The sequence below is a fragment of the Amycolatopsis sp. NPDC005232 genome, assembly GCF_040607795.1.
Taxonomy (GTDB): Bacteria; Actinomycetota; Actinomycetes; order Mycobacteriales; family Pseudonocardiaceae; genus Amycolatopsis.
Genome location: NZ_JBEXHL010000011.1, coordinates 258039 through 283290 on the forward strand (window position 1 = coordinate 258039; position 25252 = coordinate 283290).

Genomic DNA, 25252 nt, shown 5'->3' on the forward strand with positions numbered 1-25252 from the left:
GGCTCAGTCGAACGTGAAGTCGTACGCCTGGAGCCCCGGGGTGAGCGACAGCGTCAGCGTCGAATGGCGGGCCGCCGGGCCGGAAACCAGGGTGTAGAGCTTCGGGACGCCCGAAGCCGCCACTGTCGTGCGGGTGCCGTCGAGATCGACGGTGAGCGTGCCCGTCCCGGCGAGGACGAGGTGGACGGCGCGGGCGCGGAAGTTCAGGCGCAGGCGCGCGCCCGGGCCCGCGGTGAGGGACTCGCCTGAAGCGGTCCAGGTGCCGTCCAGGGCGAAGGTGTCGGAGGCGACGGCGGCGGGGAAGCGCAGCGTGCGGGTCCGGCCCGGCGGTGGCTGGTCGCCGGTGATGTCGAGGGGCGCGTTGGCCGGGCCGAGGTAGGTCTCCGGCGTGGAGGCTTGGACCGGGGTCCGGTCGGGGACGTCGGTGGGCGGCGGCAAGGGACCGGCGCCGGCGTCGGTGAGGAGGCCGCGGAGCTGCTGTTCGGTGTCCGCGTACGCGCCTTCGCCGAAGTGGGAGCCGCGGACCTGGCCGGAGGCGTCGACGAGGTAGGAGGCGGGCCAGTACTGGTTGCCGTAGGCGTTCCAGGTGGCGTAGTCGTTGTCGATCGCCACGGGGTAGTCGACGCCGAGGGCCTTCACCTGGGCGGCGACGTTGGCGGGTTCGTGCTCGAACGCGAACTCGGGCGTGTGCACCCCGAGTACCTCGAGCCCCGAATCTCGGTAGGTGCGGTACCAGCTTTCGTAGTGCGGCAGGGCGCGCAGGCAGTTCACGCAGCTGTAGGTCCAGAACGTGACGAGCACGACCTTCCCGTGCCGGCTCGCGAGCGTCAGCGGCCGCCCGCCGGGGGTGTTGAGCCACGCGGTGATGCCCGTCGGTTCGGGCGCGGCGGCGAGCTCGTGCAGGCTCGCGGTCGCGGAAGTGCCGGCCTCGAACGACTTCTGCAGCGCCGCGGTGTAGTCGGGCACGGCGCGCTGAAGGCCGGCGGTGAGGTCGACCGCCGTGGCCACCGCGACCGCCAGCAGCGCGACGCCGGTGGTCACACGGATCGCCCGGGCGCGGGCGCGCAGGGACCGGACGCGGCGGGTCAGCGCGTCGCCGGCCAGCGCGAGCGCGAGCAGCGGGATCCCGGCGCCGACGCCGAACGCCGCCGTGAGGAGCAGCGCGCCGAACCCGACCTGGTGCGTCGCGCCGAGCACGGCGATGGTCGCGAGCACCGGGCCCGCGCACGGCACGTAGACCAGGCCGAGGGCGAGGCCGACGGCGAACCCGCCCGCGTCCGGGTCGGCCGCACGTCCGCGAAGCCGCGCGAACGGCCGTTCCAGCAGCTCGCCGACGCGCCGCGAGACCAGGCCCAGCCCGAGCAGGGCGAGGACCGCGATCCCGGCGTCGCGCAGCAGGTCCTGCGGCAGGTGGAACGCACTGAGCACGAGTGAGCCGAACAGCGTCGCGAGGCTGAAGCTCACCACGAGCCCGGCGACCACGCGCACGGGCCGGCGCGACCCGGCCGTGAGGACCACGGGCAGGACCGGCAGCACGCACGGCGAAATGCTCGTGACCGCGCCCGCGAGCAGGCCGGCGAGCACAAGAGTGAGCATGGTTTCTCCCCGGGGACGAATTTGCTCGTAGCGTAGCGGCTATTCGTAACCTCTCAAGATGGTTATGACTTGAGACACGAAAAAGGCCGGTGAAGGCGGAATGCCTTCACCGGCCTGATCGTGTCGGGGAGCGGGTCAGCCGACCTGTCGCGACGGGGACAGGGGCGGGTTGCCGCGCTGGCGTGCCCGGTAGGCGGCGGCCTTCATCTTGTTCCCGCAGGTCGCCATGGCGCACCACTCGCGCCGTGAGCCACGGGAGTGGTCGAGGTAGACCTGGGTGCACTCGGGCCGGCCGCACTCCTTGAGCAGGTCGGCGTCCGGCCCGCCGAGGATCTCCACGGCCTCGCGGGCGACCGACGACAGCGCTTGCGCGGGAGTCGCTTCGAGCAGGCGACCCTCCGGTGCCAGCTGCGGAACGGTCGAGGGATGCGCCGCGAACTCGTTGACCACGTCCATCGCCCGCAGGTCGGGCTCGTGGTGGGTCAGCCGCGCCGCGACCAGCGCGTAGATCGCCTCGCGTAGCTCGATCGCGGCGGTCACGTCCTGCGGCCGGCTCCCCGGGTCGGTGTCGGTGACGCCCGACTCGCGGAACCACGCGTCGAGGTTGCGCGGTGAACCGAGCTTCTCCAGGGGTTCGGCGTTGCGCCGGGCGCGCAGGGTCCCGACGAAGTCGAGTGCCGGGTTCCCGCAGGGGAAGGCGTGTTCCATTGCACCAGTCTGACAGGTGACGAAAAAGAACGCAACAATCGCTAACCGGTAAAAGCAATTTAACTGGAATGTGCGGCAAAAATGCGTAACCGTCTTGACTGGTGATGAATTTGCGTGCGAAAGTTTCGTCATCACCACCGGGGCCCCGCGGAAACCGCGGTTGGCGGCCCCCGTCCGGAAAGGTCTCGCCTTCGATGGATCCGACTGTCTCGCTCCTGCTCGTCCTGCGGAACGTGCTCGTCATGATGGGCGCGCTCACCGGCACCCCGGTGCCCGGTTTCGTGCCGGGGGAGTACCTGTGATCACCACCGGCCAGTACCTGCACGTCGTCACCCGGGCGCTGACCGGCATGGCGGCCGTCGTCGAGCAGCTCGGCGACGACCTGGCCAACACCCGCCTCGAGCTGCCCGGCGCCAACACGCCGTACGCGGTGCTCAACCACTGTCTCGGCGCCACGGCCTACTGGGCCGGCGAGGTCGTCTCCGCCCGCGCCGCCCACCGCGACCGCGACGCCGAGTTCACCGCCGCCGGCCCGGTCGCGCCGCTGCTCGACCGCGTGCGCAAGACCGTGCGGCAGCTCAAGAAAGACGTGACCCGCGCGGACCCGCACGCGACCGTGCCCGTCGCGCTGGCCGGCTTCGGCGACCCACTCGACGCCGGTGGCGCGCTGCTGCACCTGTGCGCCGATCTCGTCCAGCACCACGGCCAGCTCGAAATCCTGCGCGACGTCCTGCTCGCGCAAGCCCGTACCGCAGCCTGACCCCGAAGTTCTGTCGAGAAAGGACAGTTGCCATGACTGAAACCACCTACACCGCGGTCGTCACCGCCACCGGCGAGGGCCGCAACGGCGGGCGCGCCACCGCCTCCGACGGTTCGCTCGACGTCACCCTCGCCATCCCGAAGGAGCTCGGCGGCAAGGGCGGCGCGACCAACCCGGAGCAGCTGCTCGGCGCCGGCTGGGCCTCGTGTTTCCTCGGTGCGGTGAAGATCGTTGCCGCGCAGAAGAAGGTGCAGCTCGCCGACCTCGCCGTGGTCGCCGACATCACCCTGCACAACGAGTCGGCCGACTTCTGGCTCAGCGCCGCCCTGCACCTCGAAGTGTCCGGTGTGGACCAGGCGACGGCCGAAGAGCTGGGTCAAGCCGCGCACCAGATCTGCCCGTACTCGAAGGCGACCCGGGGCAACGTCGAGGTCACTATCGACGCGACCGTCGCCTGACGGTGCGCCCGACTGACGAGGAGCACACCATGATCTCCCGGCGGGCGTTCGGGAAGGCCGTGGGAGCGGGGGCGGTCGTCGCCTCGCTCCCGGGCTATTCGGCCGCGGCCCTGTCCACTCCGGCGGCGGCTGCCGTGGCGGGTGGGCTGGGCCCGGTCCGCCACGTACGCACCGACCTGCTCGACCTCGCCTACCACGAGGTCGGCCCGGCCCGCGGCGACGTGGTGCTGCTCGGCCACGGCTGGCCGTACAGCCCGCACGCCTACGCCGAGGTCGCGCCCGCGCTGGCGCGCCGCGGCTACCGCGTGCTCGTGCCGTACCTGCGCGGTCACGGCGCCACCCGCTTCCGCGACGCCACGACGATGCGCTCCGGCCAGCAGGCCGCGCTCGGCGCGGACCTGATCGCGTTCCTCGACGCGCTCGGCGTCGAAAGCGCGGTGTTCGGCGGCTACGACTGGGGCGGGCGCGCCCTCGACGTCGCTGCGGCGCTGTGGCCGCGGCGGTGCCGCGCGCTGGTGTCGGTGAACAGCTACCTGATCCAGAACCTGGACCCGGGCGTGCTCGCGTCCTCCCCGGACGCGCCCGGCACCGAATCGGCGCACTGGTACTTCTACTTCTTCTTGACCGAGCGCGGCCGCACGGCGCTGACGCGTTCGCGGCGTGACCTGGCGGAAGTGGTGTGGCGGCGCAACTCGCCGCAGTGGCGCTTCACGAGTGCCGACCTCGACATCGCGGCCGCCGCGATGGACAATCCGGACTACGTGGACGTCGTCATCCACAACTACCGCGTGCGCCAGGGCGCGGCGCCGGGCGATCCTCGTTACGCCGGCCTCGAGGCGCGGCTGCTGGCGCAGCCACCGATCACGGTGCCGGCGGTGACGCTCGACGGGCTCGTCGACGGCAGCTTCCCGGCGACCGACGGCACGGCGTCGGCGAAACATTTCACGGGCCCGCGCGTGCACCACCGCGTGCCCGGGGCTGGGCACAACCTGCCCCAGGAGAAGCCGCGAGCGTTCGTGGACGCCGTGCTCGAAGCGGTCCGGCTGTGACCCCGCTCGGCGGCGGGGCCCCGGTCTCCTGTGCACCCGCCGGATCAGGAGCAGTGATGCACCCCGCCAAAACGCCCGTCACCTCGCGCGGCCGCGCCAAGCACGTGATCGCGGTGCTCGTCGTGCCCGATTCCGTGGCGCTGGAGGTCACCGTGGTGCACCAGGTGTTCGGCCCGCGGATGGCGGCGATCGCCGAGCTGACCGGCGATGCCGACAGCGCGTACGAGGTGGTGCTGTGCGGCGAGGAGCCGCGTCAGGTGCTGTCTTCGGGCGTGGACTTCGGGGAGCTCGCGCCGTTGGAGACGCTGCTGACGGCCGACACGGTGATGGTGCCGGGTGTCGAGGAGCCGCTGGCGGAGCGGCCGCGGGCCGTGGTGCGGGCGTTGCGGGGCGCGGCGGAGGCCGGCGCGCGCATGGTGTCGTTCTGCGGGGGCGCGTTCCTGCTGGCGCGGGCCGGGTTGCTGGACGGGCGCCGGGCGACCACGCACTGGCTGTTCACCGAGGAGTTCTGCCGGGAGTTCCCGCAGGTCAAGCTGGAGCCGGGCTGCCTGTATGTGGACGACGGCAGGGTGCACACGTCGGGCGGGATCTTCTCGGCGACGGACCTCGCGTTGCACCTGCTGGCCGAGGATCTCGGCCAGGCCTATGCCGGCGACGTCGGGCGGCTGCTGGTGACGGCGCCGCGGCGCCCGGGTGGGCAGGCGCAGTTCGTGAAGGACTCGATCCGGATCGCGGGGGAGCCGGCGCTCGGTTCGTTCCTGGCGTGGCTGCGGGAGCACCTGCACGAGCCGTTGACGCTGGCCGGGCTGGCCTCGCAGGTGCACCTGAGCGAGCGGAGCCTGGTGCGGAAGTTCCGGCGGGCCACCGGGATGACGGTGTTCGACTGGATCAACCGCGAGCGCGTGGCGGCCGCCAAGGTGCTGCTGGAGACGACGGACCACCGGATCTCGGAGATCGCCGCGATGGTGGGGTTCGGGTCCGCGGAGACGCTGCGCCGCCACTTCGAACGCCAGGTCGGCACCACGGCGGGCAGCTACCGGGCCACCTTTCGCGCCACTCCGGCCGCTTCGTGACGAACCCGGCGCCGGGTGAGGCTCTATCTGGCGGGATCTGAGCTTCGGCCACGCTTCCCGCCAGCTAGCGTCGAAGAGCGGGGCCACGGTGGCCCCGGCGAGGAGGAAACCATGCCGGCGTACGGATTTTTAGTCCAGTTCGAAGCGAAGACCGGGAAGGAGGACGACGTGGCGCAGTTCCTGACCGACGCGAAGTCCCTTGTGGACGCCGAACCGGGCACCCTGGCCTGGTTCAGCTTCCGCCTCGGGCCGTCGTCGTTCCGGATCTTCGACGCGTTCGAGACGGAGGAGGACCGCGAGGCCCACCTCCAGGGTGAGGTCAGACGGCAGATCGAGCTGCGCGGTGACGAGCTTTTCGCCGTGCCGCCCACGATCACAGCGGTGGACCTGCTGGCCACGAAGCTCCCGCCGCACTGACCCTGCCGCGACGCGGCGGCCGTGCCACGCTGGGTTCGTGCCCGAACCCCGTGACCCGGCCAGCGCGTCCCCGCGTGACTTCGTCGGCTACGGCCGGTACCCGCCGCGCGTGCGCTGGCCCGGCGACGCCAAGGTCGTGGTCAACGTCGTCGTGAACTACGAGGAGGGGGCCGAGTACTCGATCCCCGACGGCGACGGCCGCAACGACGGCTGGGGCGAGTACGCCTACGAGGTCGGCCCCGAGGTGCGTGACCTCGGTACCGAGACGCACTACGAGTTCGGCAGCCGCGTCGGCATCTGGCGGCTGGCGCGGATCTTCGACCGGTACTCGGTGCCGGTGAGCGTCGGCGCGTGCGCGGTGGCGCTGGAGCGCAACCCGGCCGTCGCGGAGTGGATCCGCGAACGCGGCCACGACGTGATCGGCCACGGCTACCGCTGGCTCGACTACGCGCGGATGTCCGTCGACGAGGAGCGCGACCACCTGCACCGCGCGATCGAGTCGCTGGAGCGGACGACGGGACAGCGGCCGCGCGGGTGGTACGTGCGGTCGTTCCCGAGCGAGCACACGCTCGACCTGCTCGTGGAGGAAGGCGGGTTTCTCTACGATTCGGATCCCTGCAACGACGAGCTGCCGTACTTTTCGGAGCGCGGGCTGCTGATCGTGCCGTATTCCAAGGTGTACAACGACACCCGCTACCTGCTGAGCCCGACCTACGGCTCGCCGGCGCAGTTCTTCGAGAGCCTGCGGCTCGCGCTCGACTACCTGTGTGAGGAAGCCGACGACGGCTTCGGGGCGCGGATGATGACCGTCGGGCTGCACCCGCGGTGGAGCGGTCAGGCCGGACGCGCGGCGGCCGTGCGGGATTTCGTCAGGTATGCCACGGAGCAGCCGGGTGTGCGCTTCCTGCGGCGGCTCGACATCGCGCAGTGGTGGTCGGACCACCACCGGGACTGGGAGCCGATCGGGCCGTGACTGTCGGCCGTTACTGTCGGGCCGTGACTGTCCACAGTGGTCCTCGGTCGTTACGGTGTCCTCATGGTGGGTGACGCGAGGACGGTGTCGGTGCCGGTCGAGGGCGGGGCGCTGGCCGTGGAGGTGGTGGCCGCGGCTTCGGCGCCGGTGCTCGCCGTCCACGGGGTGACCAGCAACCGCCGGCTGTGGAACTGGCTGCGGGCCGAGGGGCCGGACCTGTCGCTGGTGATGCCGGACCTGCGTGGGCGCGCGGGCAGCTTCGCGGTCGCCGGCCCGTCTTCGTTGCGGCAGCACGCTTCTGACCTGGTCCGGGTGCTCGACGCGCTGGGCCACCCGGTGGTCGACGTGTGCGGGATGTCCCTGGGCGGGTTCGTCGCGGTGGAGCTCGCCACGCGCCGGCCGGACCGTGTCCGCGGGCTCGTGCTGGTCGACGGCGGGCTCCCGATGGCCGTGCCCTCGGGCCTCACTGCCGATACGGTGCCCGCCGCGTTCGCCCCGCAGCTGGATCGCGTCTCGCGGCGCTGGGCGGACCTCGACGAGTACTTGGCCTATTTCACGCGCACCAACCCCTTGCTCGACGCCGCCGACCCGCTCCTGCGCGACTGCCTCGACCACGATCTGTCCGACGGCCGCGTGTTCCTCAGCCGCGAAGCCGTGCTGGCCGACGCGACCGACGTGTTCTTCGGCGAGTCGCGCTGGCAGGAGATCGCCGTGCCGACCGAGCTGGTGTGCGCCGAGTGGAGCTCGGGAGCGGACACGCCGCCCGCGTACGGCGACAAGGCTCTGGCCGGTTTCCGCGCCGCCCTGCCCTCCCTGCGCCGCCCCCGGCGCATCACCGGCGCCGACCACGCGGCCACGATCATGACCCACTCGGGCGCGGCCGTCGTCGGTGCGGCGCTGCACGATCTGCTGGCCCGATAGAGCCGTTGTCGGGTTGGGTGTTTCTCCCGCGCTTGACAATTATGACGGTTGTCATAGCCTTCGGGGGTGGCCGATCCCTGGTTCTTCTCCGGCTGCTGTTGCCGAGAGCGGGGCGGGCTCGGCCGGTTCCGAGGGCGGCGTTGCGCCTGGCGATCCGCCGTTCGCGGGTTCGCACTGATCCGTTCCTTCTGCCGACTTCCTGAAAGGACTTCACCGATGGCCCGCCTTCTGTTGACCGAGTTCGGCGACCCCGCCACTTCCGTCCGCCTCGACGACACCCCGGCTCCGAAGCCCGGGCCGGACGACGTCGTGGTCGAGATGCTCGCCGCCCCGCTCAACCCCGCGGACTTCCTGCTGATGCGCGGCCTCTACGGTGTCCGCCCGGCGCTGCCCGCGCCCCTCGGCGCGGAGGGCGTGGGCCGGGTCGTCGAGGGCGAGGCCGAGCTGGTGGGCAAGCGCGTGCTCATCCTGCCGACCATGGAACAGGGCCTGTGGGCCGACAAAGTGGTGCTCCCGCGGCGAAACGTGCTGCCGATCCGCGAGGACGTCGACGTCCTCCAGCTGTCCATGCTCGCCGTCAACCCCGCGACGGCTTACCAACTGCTGCGCCTGCACGGCCGGCTCGAGCCGGGTTCGTGGATCGCCCAGACAGCCGCGAACTCCGCCATGGGCCGCTACCTCATCACCCTGGCCCGGCGCGCCGGCCTGCGCACCCTGAACGTCGTCCGCCGCCCCGAAGCCGCCGCCGAAGTCCTCTCCGCGGGCGGCGACGCGGCTGTGGTCTCCGACGACAACCTCCGCGCCTCCCTGAAATCCGCCCTGGCCGGCGAGCGGCTGTCCCTGATCCTCGACGCCACCGGCGGCCCGGTCGTCAAGGACCTCACCCGCGTCCTCGAAGACGGCGGCACCGTCGTCACCTACGCCTTCCCCGAAGGCGCCCCACGGATCTCCCCGGCCGACCTCGTCTTCCGCGGGATCACCCTCACGGGCTTCTGGCTGATGAACTGGCTCCGCACCGCCACGGCCGCCGAGGTGACCACCTTGTACTCCGACTTGGCCGACCTGGTCGCCACCGGCGAGCTGACCGCGCCGGTCGAAGCGACGTACCGGCTGGAGAACTACGAGGAAGCCTTCGCGCACTCCCTGACCCCTGGTCGCCGAGGCAAGATCCTCTTCACCTTCGGCGAGTGAAGGCCGGCATCTCCGTCGAGGCAAGAAGAAAGCCGCAAGTCTGGAAAGACCTGCGGCTTCCTCCAAAACGCGAAACCTCAGTGCCCCACAGCCGCCCGCACCGACTCCTTCAGTGAGCCCAGCGTGGCGATCACCGCGGTCGGCTCATAGCCGCAGTGGGCCATGCAGTTGTCGCAGCGCGGGTCCTTGCCGCGGCCGAAGGCGTCCCAGTCGGTGTCCTCGATGAGTTCCTTGTAGGTCTTCGCGTAGCCGTCGTCGAGGAGGTAGCACGGGCGCTGCCAGCCGAGCAGCGAGTAGGACGGGATGCCCCACGGGGTGCACTCCAGGTCGCGCTTGCCTTCGAGGAAGTCGAGGAACACCGGCGAGTGGTTGAGGCGCCAGCGTTTGCGGTTGCCGCCGCCGAAGGCCTTCGTGAAGAGCTCGCGGGTCTGCTGCACGCCGAGCCAGTGTTCCTGGTCCGGCGCCTTCTCGTAGGCGTACGCGGGCGAGATCTGCATGTTGTCGACGCCCAGGTCGTTGAGGTAGTTGAGCACGTCGACGACGTCTTCGGCGGTGTCCCCGTCGAAGAACGTCGTGTTCGTCATGACCCGGAAGCCCTTTTCCTTGGCGAGCTTGATCGCCTCGACGGCCGCGGCGAACCCGCCCTCCTTGCGCACCGACGCGTCGTGGCGGGCTTCGAGGCCGTCGATGTGCACCATCCACGCGAAGTTGTGGTGGGGCTTGAACTTGTGGATGTGCTTGTGCAGCAGCAGGGCGTTGGTGCAGAGGAACACGATCTTGCGCCGGTCGAGCAGCTGCCGCACGATCTCGTCGATCTTCGGGTGCATCAGCGGCTCGCCGCCGGCGATGGACACCATCGGCGCGCCGCTCTCCTCGATGGCGCCCACGGCCTGCTCCACCGGCATGCGCTGCTTGAGCAGGGTGTGGGGTTGCGCGATCTTGCCGCAGCCGGCGCACTTGAGGTTGCAGGCGAACAGCGGCTCAAGCTCGACCAGCAGCGGGAACTTTTCCTTGCGCAGCAGCTTCTGCTTCATCAGATAACCGCCCAGTCGCACGGACTGACGCAACGGCATGGCCATGGCTCAGAGCACCTCCCGAGGTAGGGTGAAAGTGATTTCTTCCTCCGTCAGCCGGTTTTCGGCGACGGTGACCGGCCCGAGTCCGCCCAGGCCCGCCACGACCTCGTCCACGAGGTGCGGCGGCGCCGAAGCGCCCGCGGTGAGGCCGATCCGGCCCGCGCCCGCGAGGCGGCGCAGGTCGATGTCCGAAACTCCGTCGACCAGCACGGCCGGCGTTCCCTCGCGCTCCGCGACTTCCACGAGCCGGCGCGAGTTGGACGAGTTGGCGGAGCCCACCACCAGCACGAGGTCGACCTCGCGCGCGATCGCCCGCAGCGCCTGCTGCCGGTTGGTGGTGGCGTAGCAGATGTCGTCCTTGCGGGGCGCCGACAACCCGGGGAAACGCGAGCGCAGCACGGACGCGATCTCCTCGGCCTCGTCGAGCGCCAGCGTGGTCTGCATGGTGTACGCGAAACCCTGAGCGGCGGGCGCGGTCACGGTGCGGGCCGCCGCGACGTCCTCCACCACCACGACCGAACGGGGAGCCTCCCCGACGGTGCCTTCCACTTCTTCGTGCTCGGCGTGCCCGATGAGGAACACCGTGTCGCCGCGCCCGCTGTAGCGGCGCACCTCGTTGTGCACCTTGGTCACCAGCGGGCACGTCGCGTCGATCACCGACAGGCCGCGATCCGCCGCGTCGCGCCGCACCCCGGGGGTCACGCCGTGGGCGGCGAACACGAGCGTCGCGCCCTCCGGCACTTCCCCGACCTCGTCGACGAACACCGCGCCGCGCTCCTGCAATTTCCGCACCACGTGGGTGTTGTGCACGATCTGGCGCCGCACGTACACGGGCGCGCCGTGCTTGGCCAACGCGCGGTCCACGATGTCGATCGCCCGCTCCACGCCGGCGCAGAACGACCGCGGGCTCGCCATCAGCAGCTGCCGCGGCCCGGTCGCCGCCGCCCACGCCGTCAAAGCGGGCACCGCCGCCCGCAGGCTGCGCAGCCCGGCCAGGCCGTGGGAAACCGTGCTGGGCCGGACCAGTGGCGCGCCGACCGTGTCCACAATGGATCGTATAACGGCGAACGGCTGCCCGGCAGCGGCCAGCCGGTGTGACTCCATGTCGACCGCCAGCGCACCCGACGCGGCCAGCGCGTCGCGTTCCCGTTCCCCCACCACGTGGTCGACGCCGAGCACCGGTCCGAGGTGGACCGTCAACCCGAGCCGCCGCAACGCACCGGCCAGCAGTGCAGCGGTCGGCACCTCGACCACCCCGTCCGGCCCGCGCACCTCGTCGGCCACCACCACGTCGCCCGGGCGCACGTGCGCCGCGAGACCACCGCCGATCCCGGCGACCACGCGAGGCCCCTCTGGCAACCCGGCCGCGGTGGCCGCCGCCCGCCGCGGACCCAGGCCGGTGCGCACCACCGGCAGCCCGGCCGCGCGCAACGCGGCCCGCTCGATCCGCAGCGGCGCGCACAGCACGGCCGGTCTCACGAGGAGCTCCGCACGTACCGGCCCAGCGCCGACAGCGGGAACACGACGCGGTAGAGGTGGTACGACAGGTAGAAATCGCCGGGGAAGCCGGTGCCGGTGTGGAAGTCCTCGTCCCAGCCGCCGTCTGCGCGCTGCTGCTCGCACAGCCATGCCACGCCCTCGGTCGTCGCGGCGGAGTCCCGCTCGCCGGCGGCCAGCAGCGCGAGCAGCGCCCACGCGGTCTGCGACGGCGTCGACTCGCCACGGCCCGACCACTTCCCCGGGTCGTCGTAGGAGCGCAGGTCCTCGCCCCAGCCGCCGTCGGGGTTCTGGTGCTCGGTCAGGTACCGCACGGCGCGGCGAATCCGGACGTCGGACGCGGGCATCCCGGCGAGGACCAGCGCGGGCACGACCGCGCCCGTGCCGTACACGTAGTTCGCGCCCCACCGGCCGAACCACGAACCGTCGGCCTCCTGGTTGTCCAGCAACCACTTCACGCCGCGGCGGCATTCGATCGTGTCCGCCTTGCCCTCGGCCGCCAGCATCTCCACGACGTGCGCGGTGACGTCCGCCGACGGCGGGTCGATCACGGCACCGAAATCACAGAACGGCAGCTTCGTGGCGAGCACCTGCGTGTTGTCCGCGTCGAACGCGCCCCAGCCGCCGTCGCTCGACTGCATGCCTTCGAGCCACTTCACGCTGCGGTCGATCGCCCCGCGGATGCGCAGGTGGTCGGGCCGGCCCATACGCCGCAGCGCCAGCACCACCTCGGCGGTGTCGTCGGTGTCGGGGTAACCGTCGTTGGCGAACTCGAACGCGAACCCGCCCGGCGCCAGCGTTGGGCGGCGCACCATCCAGTCGCCCGGCACGGTGATCTCCTCGCCCAGCATCCACTCCGTCGCGCGCACCAGCGTCTCGTCGCCGGGGGAGACGCCCGCGTCGAGCAGCGCGGTCATCGCGAGCGCGGTGTCCCACACCGGCGACTGGCACGCCTCGAGCCGGCGCACCCAGCCCTGCTCGGTCTCCTCGCGGACGGTGAAGTCTTCGAGACCTTCGAGGCCGGCTTTGAGCGCGGGGTGGTCGAGCGAATAGCCGAGCAGGTGCAGCGCGAGGATCGAGTACACCCACGGCGGCTGGATGCCGCCCCACGAGCCGTCGGACTCCTGGCGCGCCAGGATCCACTCGGCGGCCTGGCGCATCGCGACCTTGCGCACCGGGTTGAACGGCAGCTTCGCATACGTGTGCAGCGCGGTGTCGAGGTTCTGGAACACCCCGTCCCACGTCCACGGCGCCGCGGACTTCTTCGGGCTCTCACCGACGCGCAGCTCGGCCACGTCGAACGGCAGCTTTCGCTTCGGCCGCAGCGTGCCGACGATCGTGAGCGGCACGATGGTCTGGCGTGCCCAGCACGCGAAGTCGTAGACGTTGAGCGGAAACCAAGACGGCAGGAAGATCAGCTCCGGCGGCATGTTCGGCAGGTCGTCCCAAGACCACTGCCCGAACATCGCGAGCCAGATCCGCGTGAACACGCGGGTGCTCTCCAGGCCGCCGTGCGCGCGGATCCAGCCGGCCGCCTCGACGAGCCACGGCGCGCCGGCCGGGTCACCCGCCAGTCGCAGGGCGACCCACGCCTCCACGGTGGTCGACAGATCGGCCGGGCCGCCGGGGAAGTTGGCCCACGTACCGTCGTCGCGCTGCTGCGAACGGATCCAGCGCGCCGACTCTTCTTTCTGCTGTTCGGTGAGGATGCCGAGGAACTGGCGCAGCAGCAGGTCTTCGGCATCCATCGTGACGTTGGTGGCGAGCTCACCCTTCCACCAGCCCGCCGGGTCCTGCTCGCCGCGCAGGAACTCGACGCCGGCGGCGAGGGTTTCTTCCGGAGTACGCGAGCGTTCGCGCGGGGTGTCCGAAGTGGACGTCCCGGAAACGGTCTGCGTCATTCACGCCTCCCTGTGCACGATGAAACGGGCGATGCCGATGAGCTCTCCGCGCGGCCCCTGGGGGATCGCCGACAGCGCGCGCTCGGCCGTACCGACGCGGCGCGCGGCCTCGGCCGTGGCCCACTCGCGGCCGCCGGCCGACTCCACGAGCGCGGCGACGCGCGCCAGCTCGGCCTCGTCGGCAACACCGCCCGTTTCCTCGCCCGCGAGCCACTCCGCGAGCTCGCGGCCCTTCTCGCCGCCGTGGGTGATCGCGTAGGTGACGGGCAGCGACTTCTTGCGCGCCCGCAGATCGGAGTACACGGGCTTGCCGGTCACGGCAGCGTCGCCCCAGATGCCGAGCACGTCGTCCACGAGCTGGAACGCCAGCCCGACCTCTTCGCCGAACACCGCGAGTGCGTCGACGGTCTCGGCGGGCGCGCCGGCGAGCACGGCGCCGATCGCGGCGCTGCAGGACAGCAGCGCGCCGGTCTTGCCGCGGGCCATCGTGACGCACTCGGGGAGTGTCACGTCGTCGCGCTGCTCGAACTGGACGTCGAGCACCTGGCCGTGGATGAGCCGGCGGGTGGTCTCCGACAGCAGCCGCGCGGCAGGGATCGCGTGCGGGGAATCGCTGTCCAACACCACTTCCTGCGCGAGCGCGAGCATCGCGTCGCCGGTGAGGATGGCGGCCGGCGCACCCCACAGCGCCCACACGGTGGGGCGGTGGCGGCGTTCGGTGTCGCCGTCCATGAGATCGTCGTGGACGAGCGAGAAGTTGTGCACCAGCTCGACGGCGACGGCTCCGGGCACGCCGGTCTCGGCGGGCGCGCCGGCCGCCAGCGCCGAGAGCACCGCGAGCGCGGATCGCACGGCCTTGCCGCCGTTGCCGCTCACCGGCGTGCCGTCGGCGTCGGTCCAGCCGAGGTGGTACGCGCTGATCGCGCGACTGGTCTCGTCCAGCCGGTCGACGGCCTCGCGCAGCGCGGGCTGCACGACGTCACGGGTGCGGCCGAGTGTGGCCGGCACCGCAGGGGCCGCCTTGGCGGCGGGTCGCATGGTGGCGGTCATGCTCCGACTCCCTCCCTCTCCTCGTGCACGTTCTTCTCGAGGAGGGCGGTCGCCGCGGCCGCACCGCTGCGGGCAGCGCCCTCCATCGTCGCGGGCCAGCCGGTGGCGGTCCACGCCCCGGCCAGGTAGAGCCCCCGCGCGGACGTCTCCGCGCCCGGGCGCAGCGACGCCGTGCCCGGGCCGGGCCGGAACGTCGCGTGCCGTTCCCGGGTCACGAAGAAATCCAGCACCTGCGCGCCGCGAGCTTCGGGCAGCAGGCTGGTGAGCTCCGGCAGCAGGCGCTCGCGCAACGTCGCGGTCGGCAGGTCGATCAGGTCGTCGGCGGCCGAGAGCGACATCGCCAGGTATTGCCCCGATTCGAGGCCCGATTGGCGCGTGCGGTCGAAGACCCACTGCACCGGCGTGCGCACGCCGGCCACGAACGGCTCGTCCAGCACGCGGCGGTCGAGCACCACGTGGACGTTCACGATCGGCGAGCTGCCCAGCCCGCCAGACCAGCCGGGCGGCAACGGGATCGCGCCCGGCGGCGCGAGTTTCTCCGTGACGGGCGGGGGAGCGGCGAGCACGACGTGGGCGAAGGTGGCCTCGCCGTCGTCGGTGCGCACGCGCCAGCCGCCGGCCGTCTGCTCGATGCCGCGCACCTTCGTGCCGGTCCGCACGTCGGCGCCGGCCGTGGTGAGCGCGTCGAGCGCCGCGTCGCCGTGCAGCTCACGCAACGGCACGAGCGACCAGCCGATGTCGGCCGCGGCCGGGTCGGTGAGCAGGCCTTCCTGGAACACCGTTGCCGCGAGGGCCAGCGACGCTTCGTCGGCCGTCGCGTTGAGCGTCGCGACGCCGACGAGGTCCCACAGCGCCTCGATCGCGGCGGCGCTCTGCCCGTGGCGGCGCAGCCATTCGCCGAACGACTGCCGGTCCGTGCGGTCGGCGGTCGGGTCCACGCGGCGCAACGCCAGCGCTGCCAACGCGAAGCGCGCGCGGTCGAGCGGGCGCAGCGGGTCGTAGCGCAGCAGGGACGCGGCCAGGTGCAGTGGCGCGGGCAGGTCGCCGCGGCGCAGCCACGTCGACTCCGTCGAACCTGGCGTGCGGATCGGGATCTCCAGGCGTGGCTGCAGCATCACGCGGTCGGCGACGCCGAGGCGGTCCAGCAGCGCGAGGTAGGCGGTGCAGCAGCGGAGAAACACGTGCTGGCCGTTGTCCACGTGCAGCTCGCCGCGCGTGAACGAGTGCGTGAGCCCGCCAAGGTGCGGCCGGGCCTCGAACAGCGTCACCGGGCGCCCGGCGTCGGCGCAGTGCAGCGCGGTGGCGATGCCCCCGAGCCCGCCGCCGACGACCGCGACGTCGGAGGTCATCGGCCGATCCCCGTGAGCGCCCGAACCGCGACCACCGCCTTTTCCCTGCCGGACAAGGAAAGCCTGCGGTCGAACACGAGCGAGGGCTGCTCGTCGATGCGGTCGAGCAGCGTGCGGTAGATCCCGGACATCGCCGTGCAGCACGCGGCGCTGCGGCGGTCGAGTGAGGGCACGAGCTTCAGGCCGCGGGCGTACCAGTCGCGGGCGCGCGCGGCGCTGAAGTGGACCAGCGCGGTCAGCCCGCCGCCGTCGTCGGCCAGCCGGCCGTCCTCGCCGACTTTCAGCTCCACGCCGAACCGGTCGAGGTCTTCCTTGGGCAGGTACACGCGCCCGTTGAGGAGGTCTTCGCGGATGTCGCGCAGGATGTTGGTCTGCTGCAACGCGATCCCGAGCTCGTCGGCATACGTCGGTGCCTCGGGCTCCGGCTTGCTGCCGAACACACCGAGGCACAGCCGCCCGACCGAACCGGCGACGCACCGGCAGTACTCGACGAGGTCCTCGAACCGCACGTACTCGCGGCCGGTCACGTCCATCTCCACGCCGTCGAGCAGCTCGTCGAACGCGCCGAGCGGGATCGGGTACCGCCGCGCCGCGTCGGCCAGCGCGACATACACCGGGTCGGTGCTGGCGGACAGGTCCCCGAGCGACTTTCGGATGTCGGCCAGGCCCTGCAGCTTCGCCGCGGGCGCGAGAACGCCGTCGCCGATGTCGTCGACGATCCGGGCCAGCGCGTAGACCGCGCACAGCGCCGAGCGCTTGTCGGGCGGCAGCAGCCGGATCCCGTAGTAGAAGTTGCGCGCTTGCTCCTTGGTGACCAGCGCGCAGTGCTCGTACGCCTCTTCGACCGTGCTCATCCCGACCGCCTCCCCGTCCTGGGCTCACCCACCTGCAGCCACACGAGCCACGCCAGCACACTCGCTTTGCCCGGCTTGGCCTGCGTGGCGAGCACGTCTCCGTTCGTCTCCCTCAGCGCGTCGACGGTCGCCAGCCCGCCGGCCACGAACCCGCTCACGGCCAGCCGGCCCCAGCCGGACAAGAGCCCGACCAGACCAGCGCCGCTGCCCAGAAGGGCCGCGGCGCGGTCGATCTCGAAGCGCATCAGCTCTCTCAGCCGGCGCGACGCCCGCGCCGCGCCGAGCTCGTCTTCGGTGACGCGAAAGGCCGCGAGGTCCTCTTGCGGCAGGTAGATCCGGCCGTTGCCGTGGTCCTCGGCCACGTCCTGCCAGTGCTCCAGCAGCTGCAGCGCGGTGCACACGCGGTCCGAGAGCTCCTCGGCCTCGGGGTCGTGCACGTCGAACAGCCGCAGCACGATCCGGCCCACCGGGTCGGCCGACAGCCGGCAGTACGCGCGGAGGTCGTCGTACGTCGCGTACCGCGTCACGCGCTGGTCCTGCAGATTGGCCTCGACCAGCCGGCGGAACGGCGCGAACTCCACCCGCCCCGCGCGCATCGCCGGCACCAGGCCGCGGATCGCGGGGTCGGTGGGATCGGCGCCGTCGAAGGCGGCCGAGAGCTCGTCGCCGAACGCCTGCAGCAGCGCGACGCGGTCGCCTTCGGCTTCGTCGCCGAGGTCGTCGATCGTGCGCGCGACGGCGTACACGGCCTGCAGATCCGACCGCAGCCGCCGGGGCAGCACTCGGAGCGCGACCGGGAAGTTCTCCGCGTGCCGCTTCTCCCGCAGACCGTCCGTGTCCGCTGCGTGACCACCAGGTGAAGTCGATCTCATTGAACACAGTCTGACTCGCACGGATGGGCGGCTTCTGCGACCGGAAGAAGAATTTTGCTGGCTTCGACTTGGCACGAGCGGACAAAGTGGGGTGAGGATAAAGCGGACCGAACCCGTAGACCTGCTACCTGCTACGGAAGGACGAGCTGCGCTCATGGGATCAGACCAGGTGACCCGTCTGGGTGAGCTGGAGACCGTCGTGACCAGGCGACTCCCGGCCATTCTGAACGAGGTTCGTGATCAGCTCGTCGAGCAGCACCCCGACTACGCTGCGTTCCTCACCGAAGAGCTGGCGGAGATCGTGACGGCCAGCGCCGGGTTCGTGCGCCGGCTCATCAACCTCGCCGAACAGCCGGACGAGGACCTGCCCGAGCTCGGCTCGGGCGTCGAGCAAGTGGTGTTCGAGGAGATCGGGCGGACGCAGTACCGCCAGGGCCGTCGCGTGACCAGCCTGCTCTCGGCCTACCGCGTGGGCGCGCGGGTCGCGTGGCGCCACGTGTCGGAGGCCGCGCTGGACCTCGAGGTGCCGGCGGAGCTGTTCGCCTCGCTCGCCACCACGGTGTTCGCGCTGGTGGACCAGCTGTCGGAGTCCTCGCTCAAGGGCTACCTGCAGGAGCAGTCCGACGCCGTGCGCATGCGCGAGCGGCTGCGCGACGAGCTGACCGAGCTGCTGCTGTCCGACCGCGCCGACGGGGCGGCGGTGCAGGCCGCCGCGCTGCGGGCGGAGTGGCGGCTGCCGCGTTCGGCCACGGTGGTGCTGGTGGAGGACGAGAACCAGCTGGGCCGCGAGCTCGTGGCGCGGCTCGACGACACCTGCCTGCGGCTGCGGCGGCCGGGCCAGCTCGTGACGATCGTGCCGGACCCGGGCGGGCCGGGCCGACGCGCGTGGCTGGCCCGGGCGCTGCGCGGCGGCGGCGCGGTGGTCGGCGCGACCGTGCCCGTCGACCGGCTCCCGGCGAGCCTGCGGATCGCGGAGGTGACGGCCCGGCTGCGCCGCGACCACCTGCTGTCCGACGACCCCGTGTTCGCCGACGAGCACCTCGACGCGATCATCGTGCACCGCGACGACCGGCTGCTGGAGGTCCTGCGCAAGCGGTCGCTGGCGCCGCTGGACGATCTCAACGACTCCTCGCGCGAGCGCCTGCAGACCACGCTCCGCTCGTGGCTGCTGCACCTCGGCGACCGCAAGGCCGTGGCCGAGGACCTGCACATCCACCCGCAGACGGTGTCCTACCGCCTCGGCCGCCTGCACGAGCTGTTCGGGCCCGCGCTCGACGACCCGGAGGCCAGGGCGACGTTGCTGCTGGCCCTGGCCTGGGGTCCGCCCGGGGGACAGCCGACGTCCGAGTGACTCAGGGAATAACCCCGAGGACAGAGTTGGTTAGCAGGGCTAAGTTCATTGACGGCGAGGACAAGCTGAGACACGGGAGACGCTTGCAGGCATGACTCGGTGCGAGGGAGGTGCCGTGCGCGGTCTGCGCGGGAAGCGGTCAGCTTTCGGCGCCGAACCGCGTCGCCAGCGCGCGGTACGCACCGGGCACCGCGCCACGGAGCGCGACCGGTACGCGCAGCCAGCGGGGCACGTAGTAGTCACCGGGCCGGTGCGTCGCGCGCACGACCGCGGCGGCCACGCGCTGCGCGGACACCGGCCGTGGGGTCGTGCGGGTGTAGGGCCGGCCGCGGCGCTCGAAGAACGCGGTGCGCACCACGCCGGGCACGACCACGCCGACGTCCACACCCGTGCCGTGCAGCTCGAAGCGGAGACTGTCGGCGAACGCGTCGAGCCCGGACTTGGTCGCCGCGTACACGGCTTCGCCCGCGACACCGGTGCGTCCGGCGATCGACGTCACGAACACGATCCGGCCGTGGCCCCGCGCCAGCATGCCGGGCAGCAGGGCGCGGGTGAGCTCGAGCGGCGCGGTCAGGTTCACGGTGACCAGCCGCGCGAGGAGCTCGGGGGAGAGCTCGGGCAGGGGACCGGCCCAGCCGAGGCCCGCGTTGTTCACGAGCGTGTCGACGCGGCCGGTGACGGCCAGCGCGCGTTCGGCCAGTTTGCCCGCGGCTTCGGGGTCCGCGAGGTCGGCTTCGAGGGCGGTGCCGCCGGTTTCCGCGGCGAGCGCGGCCAGGCGCTCGCGGTCGCGTCCGTGCAGCAGAACGTGGGTTCCCGAGGCGGCGAGCAGCCGCGCGGTGGCCTCGCCGATTCCCGAGGAAGCGCCGGTGACCAGCGCTGTGCCGCGGGGAGCGGGCATCAGACGGAGGTGAGCGCGGGCTTGCGCGAGGCCATCCGCAGCACGATGCCCTCCGAACGCAGCGAGCGCCGGAACCACAGCAGTGAGCCGACGATCGCCAGCGCGACCAGGCTGTACGAGCCCGCGGTGCTGACCATGAGGAAGTTGCCGACGGTCGCCTTCGCGAGCATCACCAGCGTCACGGAACCGTTCACGGCGAACACCAGCGCCCACAGCACCGACACGCGCTGGAAGAAGCGCCGCATGCCGGGGTGGCCTGACAGCGTGTCCGGGAACGAGCAGAAGTCACCAGCCAGCCGCGCGAGCAACGGTTTGTTGAACGGCGCGGACACGAGGAACAGGCTGGCGATAACGAAGTTCTGTAGGGTCGGCTGCAGGAAATACAGGAAGGCGCTGCCGGTGGCCAGGCCCAACGCGGTCCGGGCGATCAGCAGCGCGGAGGTGAGCCACAGGACCGCGGGGACGGTCTTACGCATCACCAGGCGCGTCACGATGACGACGACCGACCAGCACAGCGCGGCGATGACCCCGCTGTCGAAGCTGACCAAAGTCAGGAGGAGGTAGAAGAGGCCGGCAGGTACGAGCGTGGACTCCAGCAGATGCCGACCCCCGCCCACGACCAAGTTGCGGAACGAGGGGAGGTCGACCGTCATGTGGTGTCGCATGCGTTTCAAATACCTCCGGTGCGGGTGACCATCCCCCTCACGGCCCACGAATTTTTCAACAGCATAGGCACGGCGGATGGGAATGGTGTGAGGTGAGTATTCCATGAGTGTCACGGGGGTGTCGCTTTTCGTGGCCGTCCCTGCCGCGGTGCTGGGCGCGGCGTGCATGGGGATCGCCAGCGCCGCCCAGGCAAAGGCGGCCAAAGAGGTCGAGCCGGCGAACCCGCTTGATCTCACGTTGTTCAAGCGCCTCGTCGGGCGACCATTGTGGCTCATCGGCATCGTGGCGACCGTACTGGGGCTCGTCTTGCAGCTCGTTGCGCTAGCGTTCGGGCCGTTGCTGCTGGTCCAGCCGCTGCTCATCACATCGTTGATCTTCGCCGGGTTCGTGTTCGCGCGGCTCGAGCGAAGAGGCCCCGACCGGGTGATGAGCGCGGGCTCGGCGTTGTGCGTCGCCGGACTCGCGGTGTTCCTGCTGATCGCGCGCCCCAGCGGCAACGGCGACGTGCTCATCACCGGGACCTCGCTGCTCCCGCTCGGCATCGCGCTCGCCGCGGTGACCATCGCGGGCCTCGCGCTCGCCGCGCTCAGCCGCTCCGGCTCCGGGCGCGTGCTCGGGCTCGCCGTGGCCACGGGCGTGCTCTACGGCCTGACCGCCGGCCTGATGAAGGTCGTCGCCGGGCAGTTCCGCCAGGGCCTGGACGAACCGTTCAAGCATTGGACGCTCTACATCGTCTGCGTGGTCGGCCCGCTCGGGTTCCTGCTCAGCCAGAATACCTTCCAGCAGGGCCGCTACCTCACGCCGGCGCTGGCCGTCATCACGGCTCTCGACCCGCTCGTGGGGGTCGCGATCGGGCTGTCCTGGATGGGGGAGAGCGCCAACGGCACGCCGTGGGGGCTCGCCGGCGAGGCGTTCGCCGGTGCGGTGATCGTGGTCGGCATCGCGATGCTCTCGACCCGCGCGGCTCACCTGGACGTGGCCGCGATCGAGGAAGAACACGAACACGCCGAGGCCGAGCACGCCGGGTCGGACCCCGACGACGGGTACGGTCTGGCCGGATCCACCTGTTAGGAAACAGCTGGTGACCGCCGCTCGCGGCACCTCTGGCGAAGGGGGCGCGTTGGAGCGCGTGCTGATCGTCTCCGCGAACATGGGGGAAGGGCACAACGCCACCGGACGGGCGCTGGAGGGCGCCGTGCGGGAGCGCTGGCCCGCGGCCGAGGTGAAATGGCTCGACGCCCTCGACCAGCTGGGGCCAGGTTTCGGGGGCCTGTTCCGCCGCATCTACGTGGCCAACGTAGAGACCACCCCGTGGCTGTACGAGTTCTTCTACGACGCAATCTGGCGCCTCGCGTGGTTCGCGGCGGCGTCGAGGCGCTTCACCGCGTCCTGGTGCGGGCGCCGCCTCGCGAAACCGGTGGCGGACTTCGCGCCGGACCTCGTGCTGTCCACCTATCCGATGGGCACGGCCGGGCTGGCGTGGCTGCGCCGGCGCGGGAAACTGAAGGTGCCGATCGGCGCGTGGGTGTCGGACTTCGCCCCGCACCCGTTCTGGGTCTACGGCTCGGCCGACCTCACGATGGTGATGCACGAAGTCGCCGTGGGCCTGGCGCGCCGCTGCGCGCCCTCGGCCGCGGTGGGGGTGTCGGCGCCGCCGGTGCGCGCCGAGTTCCGGCCCGGCGACCGCGCGGGCGCGCGTCAGCGGCTGGGCTTGCCGCCGGAAGCGTTCGTGGCCTTGGTTTCGTGCGGCTCGCTCGGGTTCGGCGACGTCGAGGGCACGGTGCGTGAGCTGCTCGCCGCCGGGCCCGAGGTCGTGCCCGTGGCGATCTGCGGCCGCAACGAGGCGTTGCAGCACCGGCTCGAACGGCTCGACGAGCCGCGCCTGCGGGTCGTCGGCTGGACCGACCGGATGGCCGACTACACGATCGCCTCCGACGTCGTGGTGACCAATGCAGGCGGCGCGACCGGGCTGGAAGCCCTGGCGTGCGGGCGGCCCGTGCTCATGCACCGGCCCATCGCCGCGCACGGCAAGGCCAACGCCCGGCTGATGGCCGAGGCCGGTCTCGCGCTCGTGACCGAGAAGGACGGTGAGCTCACCAGGTCCGTCCGCACGCTGCTCGCCGAACCGGAGCTGCTCAAGGCGATGGCGGAGGCGGCCACGCGCCACTGCGATTCGGCCACGTCGCTCACGGCGGCGCTCAAGTCGCTCGTGGGCTCGCCGCTCAACCCGGCGCCGCAGCGGCTGCGGCCCGAAGACGCGTTGTTCCTCCACGTCGCGACCCCGCAGGTGCCGCAGCAGGTCGGCGCGGTGCTGATGCTCGACCCGAAGGCCGACGGTTCCCGCCCCACGCACGCGGACGCCGTCCACCTGCTCTCCGCGACGCCCGGCCTGCGCGCGCGGCTCCTGCCGGGCGGTGGCCTGTGGCGGGCGAAGTGGCAGGAGGACCCGGCGCGCACGGCCGACGGCATCCTCGGCGACGTCGAGCTGCCGGCCGGCAGCGAGCTCGAATCCTCGCTCACCGCGCAGATGGACGACTTCTTCTCCGAGCCCGTCTCCCCGGAACACCCGGTGCGCGCGCGGCTCGTGACGGGCATCGAGGGTGAGCAGGGCGCGTTGCTCATCGCTCTGCACCACGCGGCGAGCGACGGCATCGCGGTGATCGGCGCCCTCGTCGGGCAGGCCCGCGGCAAACCGCCGCTGGACCCGCCGCCGGCGCCGGTGCGCCGCGGCCGGCTGCGCGGGGCGGCCGACCGCGTCTCGGCCGCGGCGCGGAAACGGCCTGGGCGCAGGAAGGAAGCCGAAGAGCTGGCCCGCGGCATCTGGGCGCTCGCGCGGGCGGGCACCGCGCCGCGCGTGCGGTGGGAGACCGAGATTTCGGGCCCGCGGCGGCATTACGCGCGTGCGCACCTGTCGGCGCCGCAGGTGCGGGCGGCCGCGCGCAAGGTCGGCGTGCCGACCACGGACTTCGTGCTCGCGCTCGTCGCGGAAGCCGTGCACCAGGAGCTGGGCGCGGCCGCGCCGGAGCGGGTGCGGGTGCTGATCCCGATGTCCATTCGCGACACCGGCACGTTCCGCCAGCTGGGCAACCACACAGGGGCCGCGAGCGTCGACCTGCCGACCGGCGCGATGTCGCTGGCCGAACGTGTGCGCGCGACGCGGGAGCTGCTCGCTGAGCAGGTGACCCGCGGCGCGCCCCGGGCGGGCAACGCCGTGGTGCGCGTGATCGGGATCCTGCCGCCGTGGCTGCACCGGCGCGTGGCGCGGCTGGTCTACCGCGGCACCTGGTTCAGCATGATCGCCTCGGTGCTGCCGGGCGCGCGTTCGCCGGTGGTGCTCAACGGTTCCCTCGTGCGCACCGTCTACCCCGTGCTGTCGCTGGCGCCGGACGTGCCGGTGGCGGTGGGCGTGATGACGTGGGCCGACCGGTTCACCGTGTGCGTGACGGTGCCCGCCGGCCACGCCGCGCGAGGCGACCGGCTGGCGGGCACCGTGAGATCGGCGTTCGCCCGGTTGCAGTCCGAAGTGGACTGACCGGTCAGGAGAAGTGCGTGGTCGGCGGGGGGATCTCCTGGCCGTCGACGAAGAGGTCGACCTTCTCGTTGTAGAAGCAGATCAGGTTGGAGATCGCGCTGAGCGAGCGCGTGGGGAAGTCGTAGGACCAGGCCAGGTCCTGGTGCACCACGTCGCCGACGCGCACGGACCAGTAACCGGTGGTGGTGCCCTTGTACGGGCACTCGGTGACGGTGCCGGTGGGCACGAGGTGCGAGAAGTCCACCTCGGTGCGGTTGAGGTAGTACCGCGTCGGCAGGCCGGTTTCGAACAGCAGCACCGGAGACGACGACTCGGCGAGCGTCCGGCCTTCCAGCGCGACGCGCACGTGCCGGGTGGAGCGCAGGGCGTCGACGCGCGCGTACGGGTTGCGCGGGTGGACGAACACCTGCTCGTCCTCCTCGAACCACGCGTCGAGGGCGGCCCACTCGAACCGGACGTGGTCCGCGAGCCCCGCGGTGGCGTCCTCACCGTAGAGGCGCGCGGCCGCGGTCTTGACCTCGTCGCCCGCCTTGAGGGTCTGGCGGCGCGCGGTGCCGCGCTTGAGGCGCTGCGGGTGGTTCTCGTCCACGAGCACGCCGGGCGTCACGTCGGCGGCCGGGATGTAGTACTGCGGGTAGTACGGCCACTCCCACACGTACAGCGCGCGGGTGGTGTCGAGCACCGTCTCGCCGCCGAGCACGGCGCGGATCCGCCGGGGCACGGGCTCGACGTGGTCGATCGGGGTGATCGCGTCCGGGTAGTCGCGCATCGGGATCTCCTCGGTTCGGCCGGGCCGTTGTCCGATGTGACAGCTCCGGCTGCGCTGGGACCGGGGCGCTGAAAATGAGGCGCTGGAACCAGGCGTTGAAACTGGGGCGCTGAAACTGGGGCGTTGAAAAAAGGGCGCTGAAAAACGCGCGGCGCGCGGACGTGGGTCCGCGCGCCGTCGTGATCAGGCCGTCGCCCGCTTGGGCAGCTTCCACCCGGGGCGGGGGAAGTGGCAGGTGTAGCCGTTCGGATAGGTCTGCAGGTAGTTCTGGTGCTCGGGCTCGGCCTGCCA

At 71.8% G+C, this 25252-nt stretch carries 23 protein-coding genes and 1 pseudogene; 11 read left to right on the top strand and 13 right to left on the bottom strand.

The genetic code is table 11. The features are described 5' to 3' along the window. Window positions 1-3: 3 nt before the first annotated feature. Complete coding sequence (locus ABZU76_RS22740) at window positions 4-1596, bottom strand: cytochrome c biogenesis protein DipZ (protein WP_354872734.1); 1593 nt, start codon at window positions 1594-1596, stop codon at window positions 4-6. 135 nt (window positions 1597-1731) lie between these two features. Next, window positions 1732-2304, bottom strand: a complete 573-nt coding sequence (locus tag ABZU76_RS22745) for an ABATE domain-containing protein (protein WP_354872737.1) — start codon at window positions 2302-2304, stop codon at window positions 1732-1734. 298 nt (window positions 2305-2602) lie between these two features. Here ABZU76_RS22745 and ABZU76_RS22750 point away from each other — a divergent pair, with 298 nt between their 5' ends. From ABZU76_RS22750 to ABZU76_RS22785, 8 genes are all read left to right on the top strand, one after another. Beyond that, complete coding sequence (locus tag ABZU76_RS22750; protein WP_354872739.1) at window positions 2603-3064, top strand: DUF664 domain-containing protein; 462 nt, start codon at window positions 2603-2605, stop codon at window positions 3062-3064. A gap of 32 nt (window positions 3065-3096) precedes the next feature. After that, window positions 3097-3522, top strand: coding sequence for an Ohr family peroxiredoxin (locus ABZU76_RS22755; RefSeq protein WP_354872741.1), 426 nt, complete (start codon window positions 3097-3099; stop codon window positions 3520-3522). A gap of 29 nt (window positions 3523-3551) precedes the next feature. After that, window positions 3552-4571, top strand: a complete 1020-nt coding sequence (locus ABZU76_RS22760) for an alpha/beta hydrolase (RefSeq protein WP_354872744.1) — start codon at window positions 3552-3554, stop codon at window positions 4569-4571. Window positions 4572-4627: 56 nt separating this feature from the next. Then, window positions 4628-5644: a helix-turn-helix domain-containing protein gene (locus tag ABZU76_RS22765; RefSeq protein ID WP_354872746.1), complete on the top strand. Its 1017-nt coding sequence runs from the start codon at window positions 4628-4630 to the stop codon at window positions 5642-5644. Window positions 5645-5755: 111 nt separating this feature from the next. Beyond that, window positions 5756-6061: an antibiotic biosynthesis monooxygenase gene (locus ABZU76_RS22770; protein ID WP_354872749.1), complete on the top strand. Its 306-nt coding sequence runs from the start codon at window positions 5756-5758 to the stop codon at window positions 6059-6061. A gap of 37 nt (window positions 6062-6098) precedes the next feature. Continuing rightward, window positions 6099-7034: a polysaccharide deacetylase family protein gene (locus ABZU76_RS22775; RefSeq protein WP_354872751.1), complete on the top strand. Its 936-nt coding sequence runs from the start codon at window positions 6099-6101 to the stop codon at window positions 7032-7034. Between the two features lie 63 nt (window positions 7035-7097). Continuing rightward, window positions 7098-7955 (top strand): alpha/beta hydrolase, encoded by an 858-nt coding sequence (locus ABZU76_RS22780; RefSeq protein ID WP_354872754.1) that lies wholly within the window; start codon window positions 7098-7100, stop codon window positions 7953-7955. A gap of 216 nt (window positions 7956-8171) precedes the next feature. Continuing rightward, window positions 8172-9146, top strand: a complete 975-nt coding sequence (locus ABZU76_RS22785; RefSeq protein ID WP_354872757.1) for a zinc-dependent alcohol dehydrogenase family protein — start codon at window positions 8172-8174, stop codon at window positions 9144-9146. A gap of 77 nt (window positions 9147-9223) precedes the next feature. Here ABZU76_RS22785 and hpnH read toward each other — a convergent pair whose 3' ends face one another. From hpnH to hpnC, 7 genes are read right to left on the bottom strand one after another with little or no spacing between them, the layout of a single operon-like run. Next, entirely contained in the window at window positions 9224-10225 is a 1002-nt protein-coding gene (gene hpnH / locus ABZU76_RS22790; RefSeq protein WP_354872759.1) for an adenosyl-hopene transferase HpnH, read from the bottom strand. Window positions 10226-10228: 3 nt separating this feature from the next. Then, window positions 10229-11701 carry a 4-hydroxy-3-methylbut-2-enyl diphosphate reductase gene (gene ispH / locus ABZU76_RS22795; RefSeq protein WP_354872761.1) on the bottom strand — a complete coding sequence of 491 codons (1473 nt, stop codon included), beginning with the start codon at window positions 11699-11701 and terminating at the stop codon, window positions 10229-10231. Next, complete coding sequence (gene shc / locus ABZU76_RS22800) at window positions 11698-13620, bottom strand: squalene--hopene cyclase (RefSeq protein ID WP_354872763.1); 1923 nt, start codon at window positions 13618-13620, stop codon at window positions 11698-11700. The genes ispH and shc overlap by 4 nt, the downstream gene beginning before the upstream one ends. Continuing rightward, on the bottom strand, window positions 13621-14670 hold the full coding sequence (locus ABZU76_RS22805) for a polyprenyl synthetase family protein (protein WP_354872765.1): 1050 nt from the start codon (window positions 14668-14670) through the stop codon (window positions 13621-13623). Then, a complete protein-coding gene (gene hpnE, locus ABZU76_RS22810; protein WP_354872768.1) occupies window positions 14667-16019 on the bottom strand; it encodes a hydroxysqualene dehydroxylase HpnE in 1353 nt (450 codons plus the stop codon). The genes ABZU76_RS22805 and hpnE overlap by 4 nt, the downstream gene beginning before the upstream one ends. Then, window positions 16016-16873, bottom strand: coding sequence for a presqualene diphosphate synthase HpnD (hpnD, locus tag ABZU76_RS22815; protein ID WP_354872770.1), 858 nt, complete (start codon window positions 16871-16873; stop codon window positions 16016-16018). The genes hpnE and hpnD overlap by 4 nt, the downstream gene beginning before the upstream one ends. After that, complete coding sequence (gene hpnC, locus ABZU76_RS22820) at window positions 16870-17745, bottom strand: squalene synthase HpnC (RefSeq protein WP_354872772.1); 876 nt, start codon at window positions 17743-17745, stop codon at window positions 16870-16872. Before hpnC ends, hpnD begins: the two co-directional genes overlap by 4 nt. Window positions 17746-17899: 154 nt before the next feature. On the opposite strand from hpnC, the gene ABZU76_RS22825 reads away from it, so the two are divergent. Next, on the top strand, window positions 17900-19096 hold the full coding sequence (locus ABZU76_RS22825; RefSeq protein WP_354872775.1) for a helix-turn-helix domain-containing protein: 1197 nt from the start codon (window positions 17900-17902) through the stop codon (window positions 19094-19096). 139 nt (window positions 19097-19235) lie between these two features. On the opposite strand, the gene ABZU76_RS22830 is transcribed toward ABZU76_RS22825, so the two are convergent. Together ABZU76_RS22830 and ABZU76_RS22835 are read right to left on the bottom strand one after the other, a co-directional pair. Beyond that, window positions 19236-19994, bottom strand: a complete 759-nt coding sequence (locus tag ABZU76_RS22830) for an SDR family NAD(P)-dependent oxidoreductase (protein WP_354872777.1) — start codon at window positions 19992-19994, stop codon at window positions 19236-19238. Further along, window positions 19994-20647, bottom strand: coding sequence for a VC0807 family protein (locus ABZU76_RS22835; protein ID WP_354872780.1), 654 nt, complete (start codon window positions 20645-20647; stop codon window positions 19994-19996). The genes ABZU76_RS22830 and ABZU76_RS22835 overlap by 1 nt, the downstream gene beginning before the upstream one ends. A gap of 115 nt (window positions 20648-20762) precedes the next feature. Here ABZU76_RS22835 and ABZU76_RS22840 point away from each other — a divergent pair, with 115 nt between their 5' ends. Then, window positions 20763-21731 (top strand): DMT family transporter, encoded by a 969-nt coding sequence (locus ABZU76_RS22840; protein WP_354872782.1) that lies wholly within the window; start codon window positions 20763-20765, stop codon window positions 21729-21731. A gap of 10 nt (window positions 21732-21741) precedes the next feature. After that, complete coding sequence (locus ABZU76_RS22845; protein ID WP_354872784.1) at window positions 21742-24192, top strand: WS/DGAT domain-containing protein; 2451 nt, start codon at window positions 21742-21744, stop codon at window positions 24190-24192. Window positions 24193-24196: 4 nt separating this feature from the next. Here the strand turns inward: ABZU76_RS22845 and ABZU76_RS22850 are convergent, their stop codons facing one another. Next, a complete protein-coding gene (locus tag ABZU76_RS22850; RefSeq protein WP_354872787.1) occupies window positions 24197-24961 on the bottom strand; it encodes a DUF427 domain-containing protein in 765 nt (254 codons plus the stop codon). 183 nt (window positions 24962-25144) lie between these two features. Beyond that, window positions 25145-25252 (bottom strand): annotated as a pseudogene (locus ABZU76_RS22855) (peptide-methionine (S)-S-oxide reductase); the annotation flags it as partial.

Excerpts from the sequence above, each read along its gene's own strand:
- ABZU76_RS22740 (WP_354872734.1), bottom strand. The coding sequence starts at position 1,596 with ATGCTCACTCTTGTGCTCGCCGGCCTGCTCGCGGGCGCGGTCACGAGC.
- ABZU76_RS22745 (WP_354872737.1), bottom strand. The coding sequence starts at position 2,304 with ATGGAACACGCCTTCCCCTGCGGGAACCCGGCACTCGACTTCGTCGGG.
- ABZU76_RS22755 (WP_354872741.1), top strand. The coding sequence starts at position 3,097 with ATGACTGAAACCACCTACACCGCGGTCGTCACCGCCACCGGCGAGGGC.
- ABZU76_RS22760 (WP_354872744.1), top strand. The coding sequence starts at position 3,552 with ATGATCTCCCGGCGGGCGTTCGGGAAGGCCGTGGGAGCGGGGGCGGTC.
- ABZU76_RS22765 (WP_354872746.1), top strand. The coding sequence starts at position 4,628 with ATGCACCCCGCCAAAACGCCCGTCACCTCGCGCGGCCGCGCCAAGCAC.
- ABZU76_RS22770 (WP_354872749.1), top strand. The coding sequence starts at position 5,756 with ATGCCGGCGTACGGATTTTTAGTCCAGTTCGAAGCGAAGACCGGGAAG.
- ABZU76_RS22780 (WP_354872754.1), top strand. The coding sequence starts at position 7,098 with ATGGTGGGTGACGCGAGGACGGTGTCGGTGCCGGTCGAGGGCGGGGCG.
- ABZU76_RS22785 (WP_354872757.1), top strand. The coding sequence starts at position 8,172 with ATGGCCCGCCTTCTGTTGACCGAGTTCGGCGACCCCGCCACTTCCGTC.
- hpnH (WP_354872759.1), bottom strand. The coding sequence starts at position 10,225 with ATGGCCATGCCGTTGCGTCAGTCCGTGCGACTGGGCGGTTATCTGATG.
- shc (WP_354872763.1), bottom strand. The coding sequence starts at position 13,620 with ATGACGCAGACCGTTTCCGGGACGTCCACTTCGGACACCCCGCGCGAA.
- ABZU76_RS22805 (WP_354872765.1), bottom strand. The coding sequence starts at position 14,670 with ATGACCGCCACCATGCGACCCGCCGCCAAGGCGGCCCCTGCGGTGCCG.
- hpnE (WP_354872768.1), bottom strand. The coding sequence starts at position 16,019 with ATGACCTCCGACGTCGCGGTCGTCGGCGGCGGGCTCGGGGGCATCGCC.
- hpnD (WP_354872770.1), bottom strand. The coding sequence starts at position 16,873 with ATGAGCACGGTCGAAGAGGCGTACGAGCACTGCGCGCTGGTCACCAAG.
- hpnC (WP_354872772.1), bottom strand. The coding sequence starts at position 17,745 with ATGAGATCGACTTCACCTGGTGGTCACGCAGCGGACACGGACGGTCTG.
- ABZU76_RS22825 (WP_354872775.1), top strand. The coding sequence starts at position 17,900 with ATGGGATCAGACCAGGTGACCCGTCTGGGTGAGCTGGAGACCGTCGTG.
- ABZU76_RS22830 (WP_354872777.1), bottom strand. The coding sequence starts at position 19,994 with ATGCCCGCTCCCCGCGGCACAGCGCTGGTCACCGGCGCTTCCTCGGGA.
- ABZU76_RS22835 (WP_354872780.1), bottom strand. The coding sequence starts at position 20,647 with ATGACGGTCGACCTCCCCTCGTTCCGCAACTTGGTCGTGGGCGGGGGT.
- ABZU76_RS22840 (WP_354872782.1), top strand. The coding sequence starts at position 20,763 with ATGAGTGTCACGGGGGTGTCGCTTTTCGTGGCCGTCCCTGCCGCGGTG.
- ABZU76_RS22850 (WP_354872787.1), bottom strand. The coding sequence starts at position 24,961 with ATGCGCGACTACCCGGACGCGATCACCCCGATCGACCACGTCGAGCCC.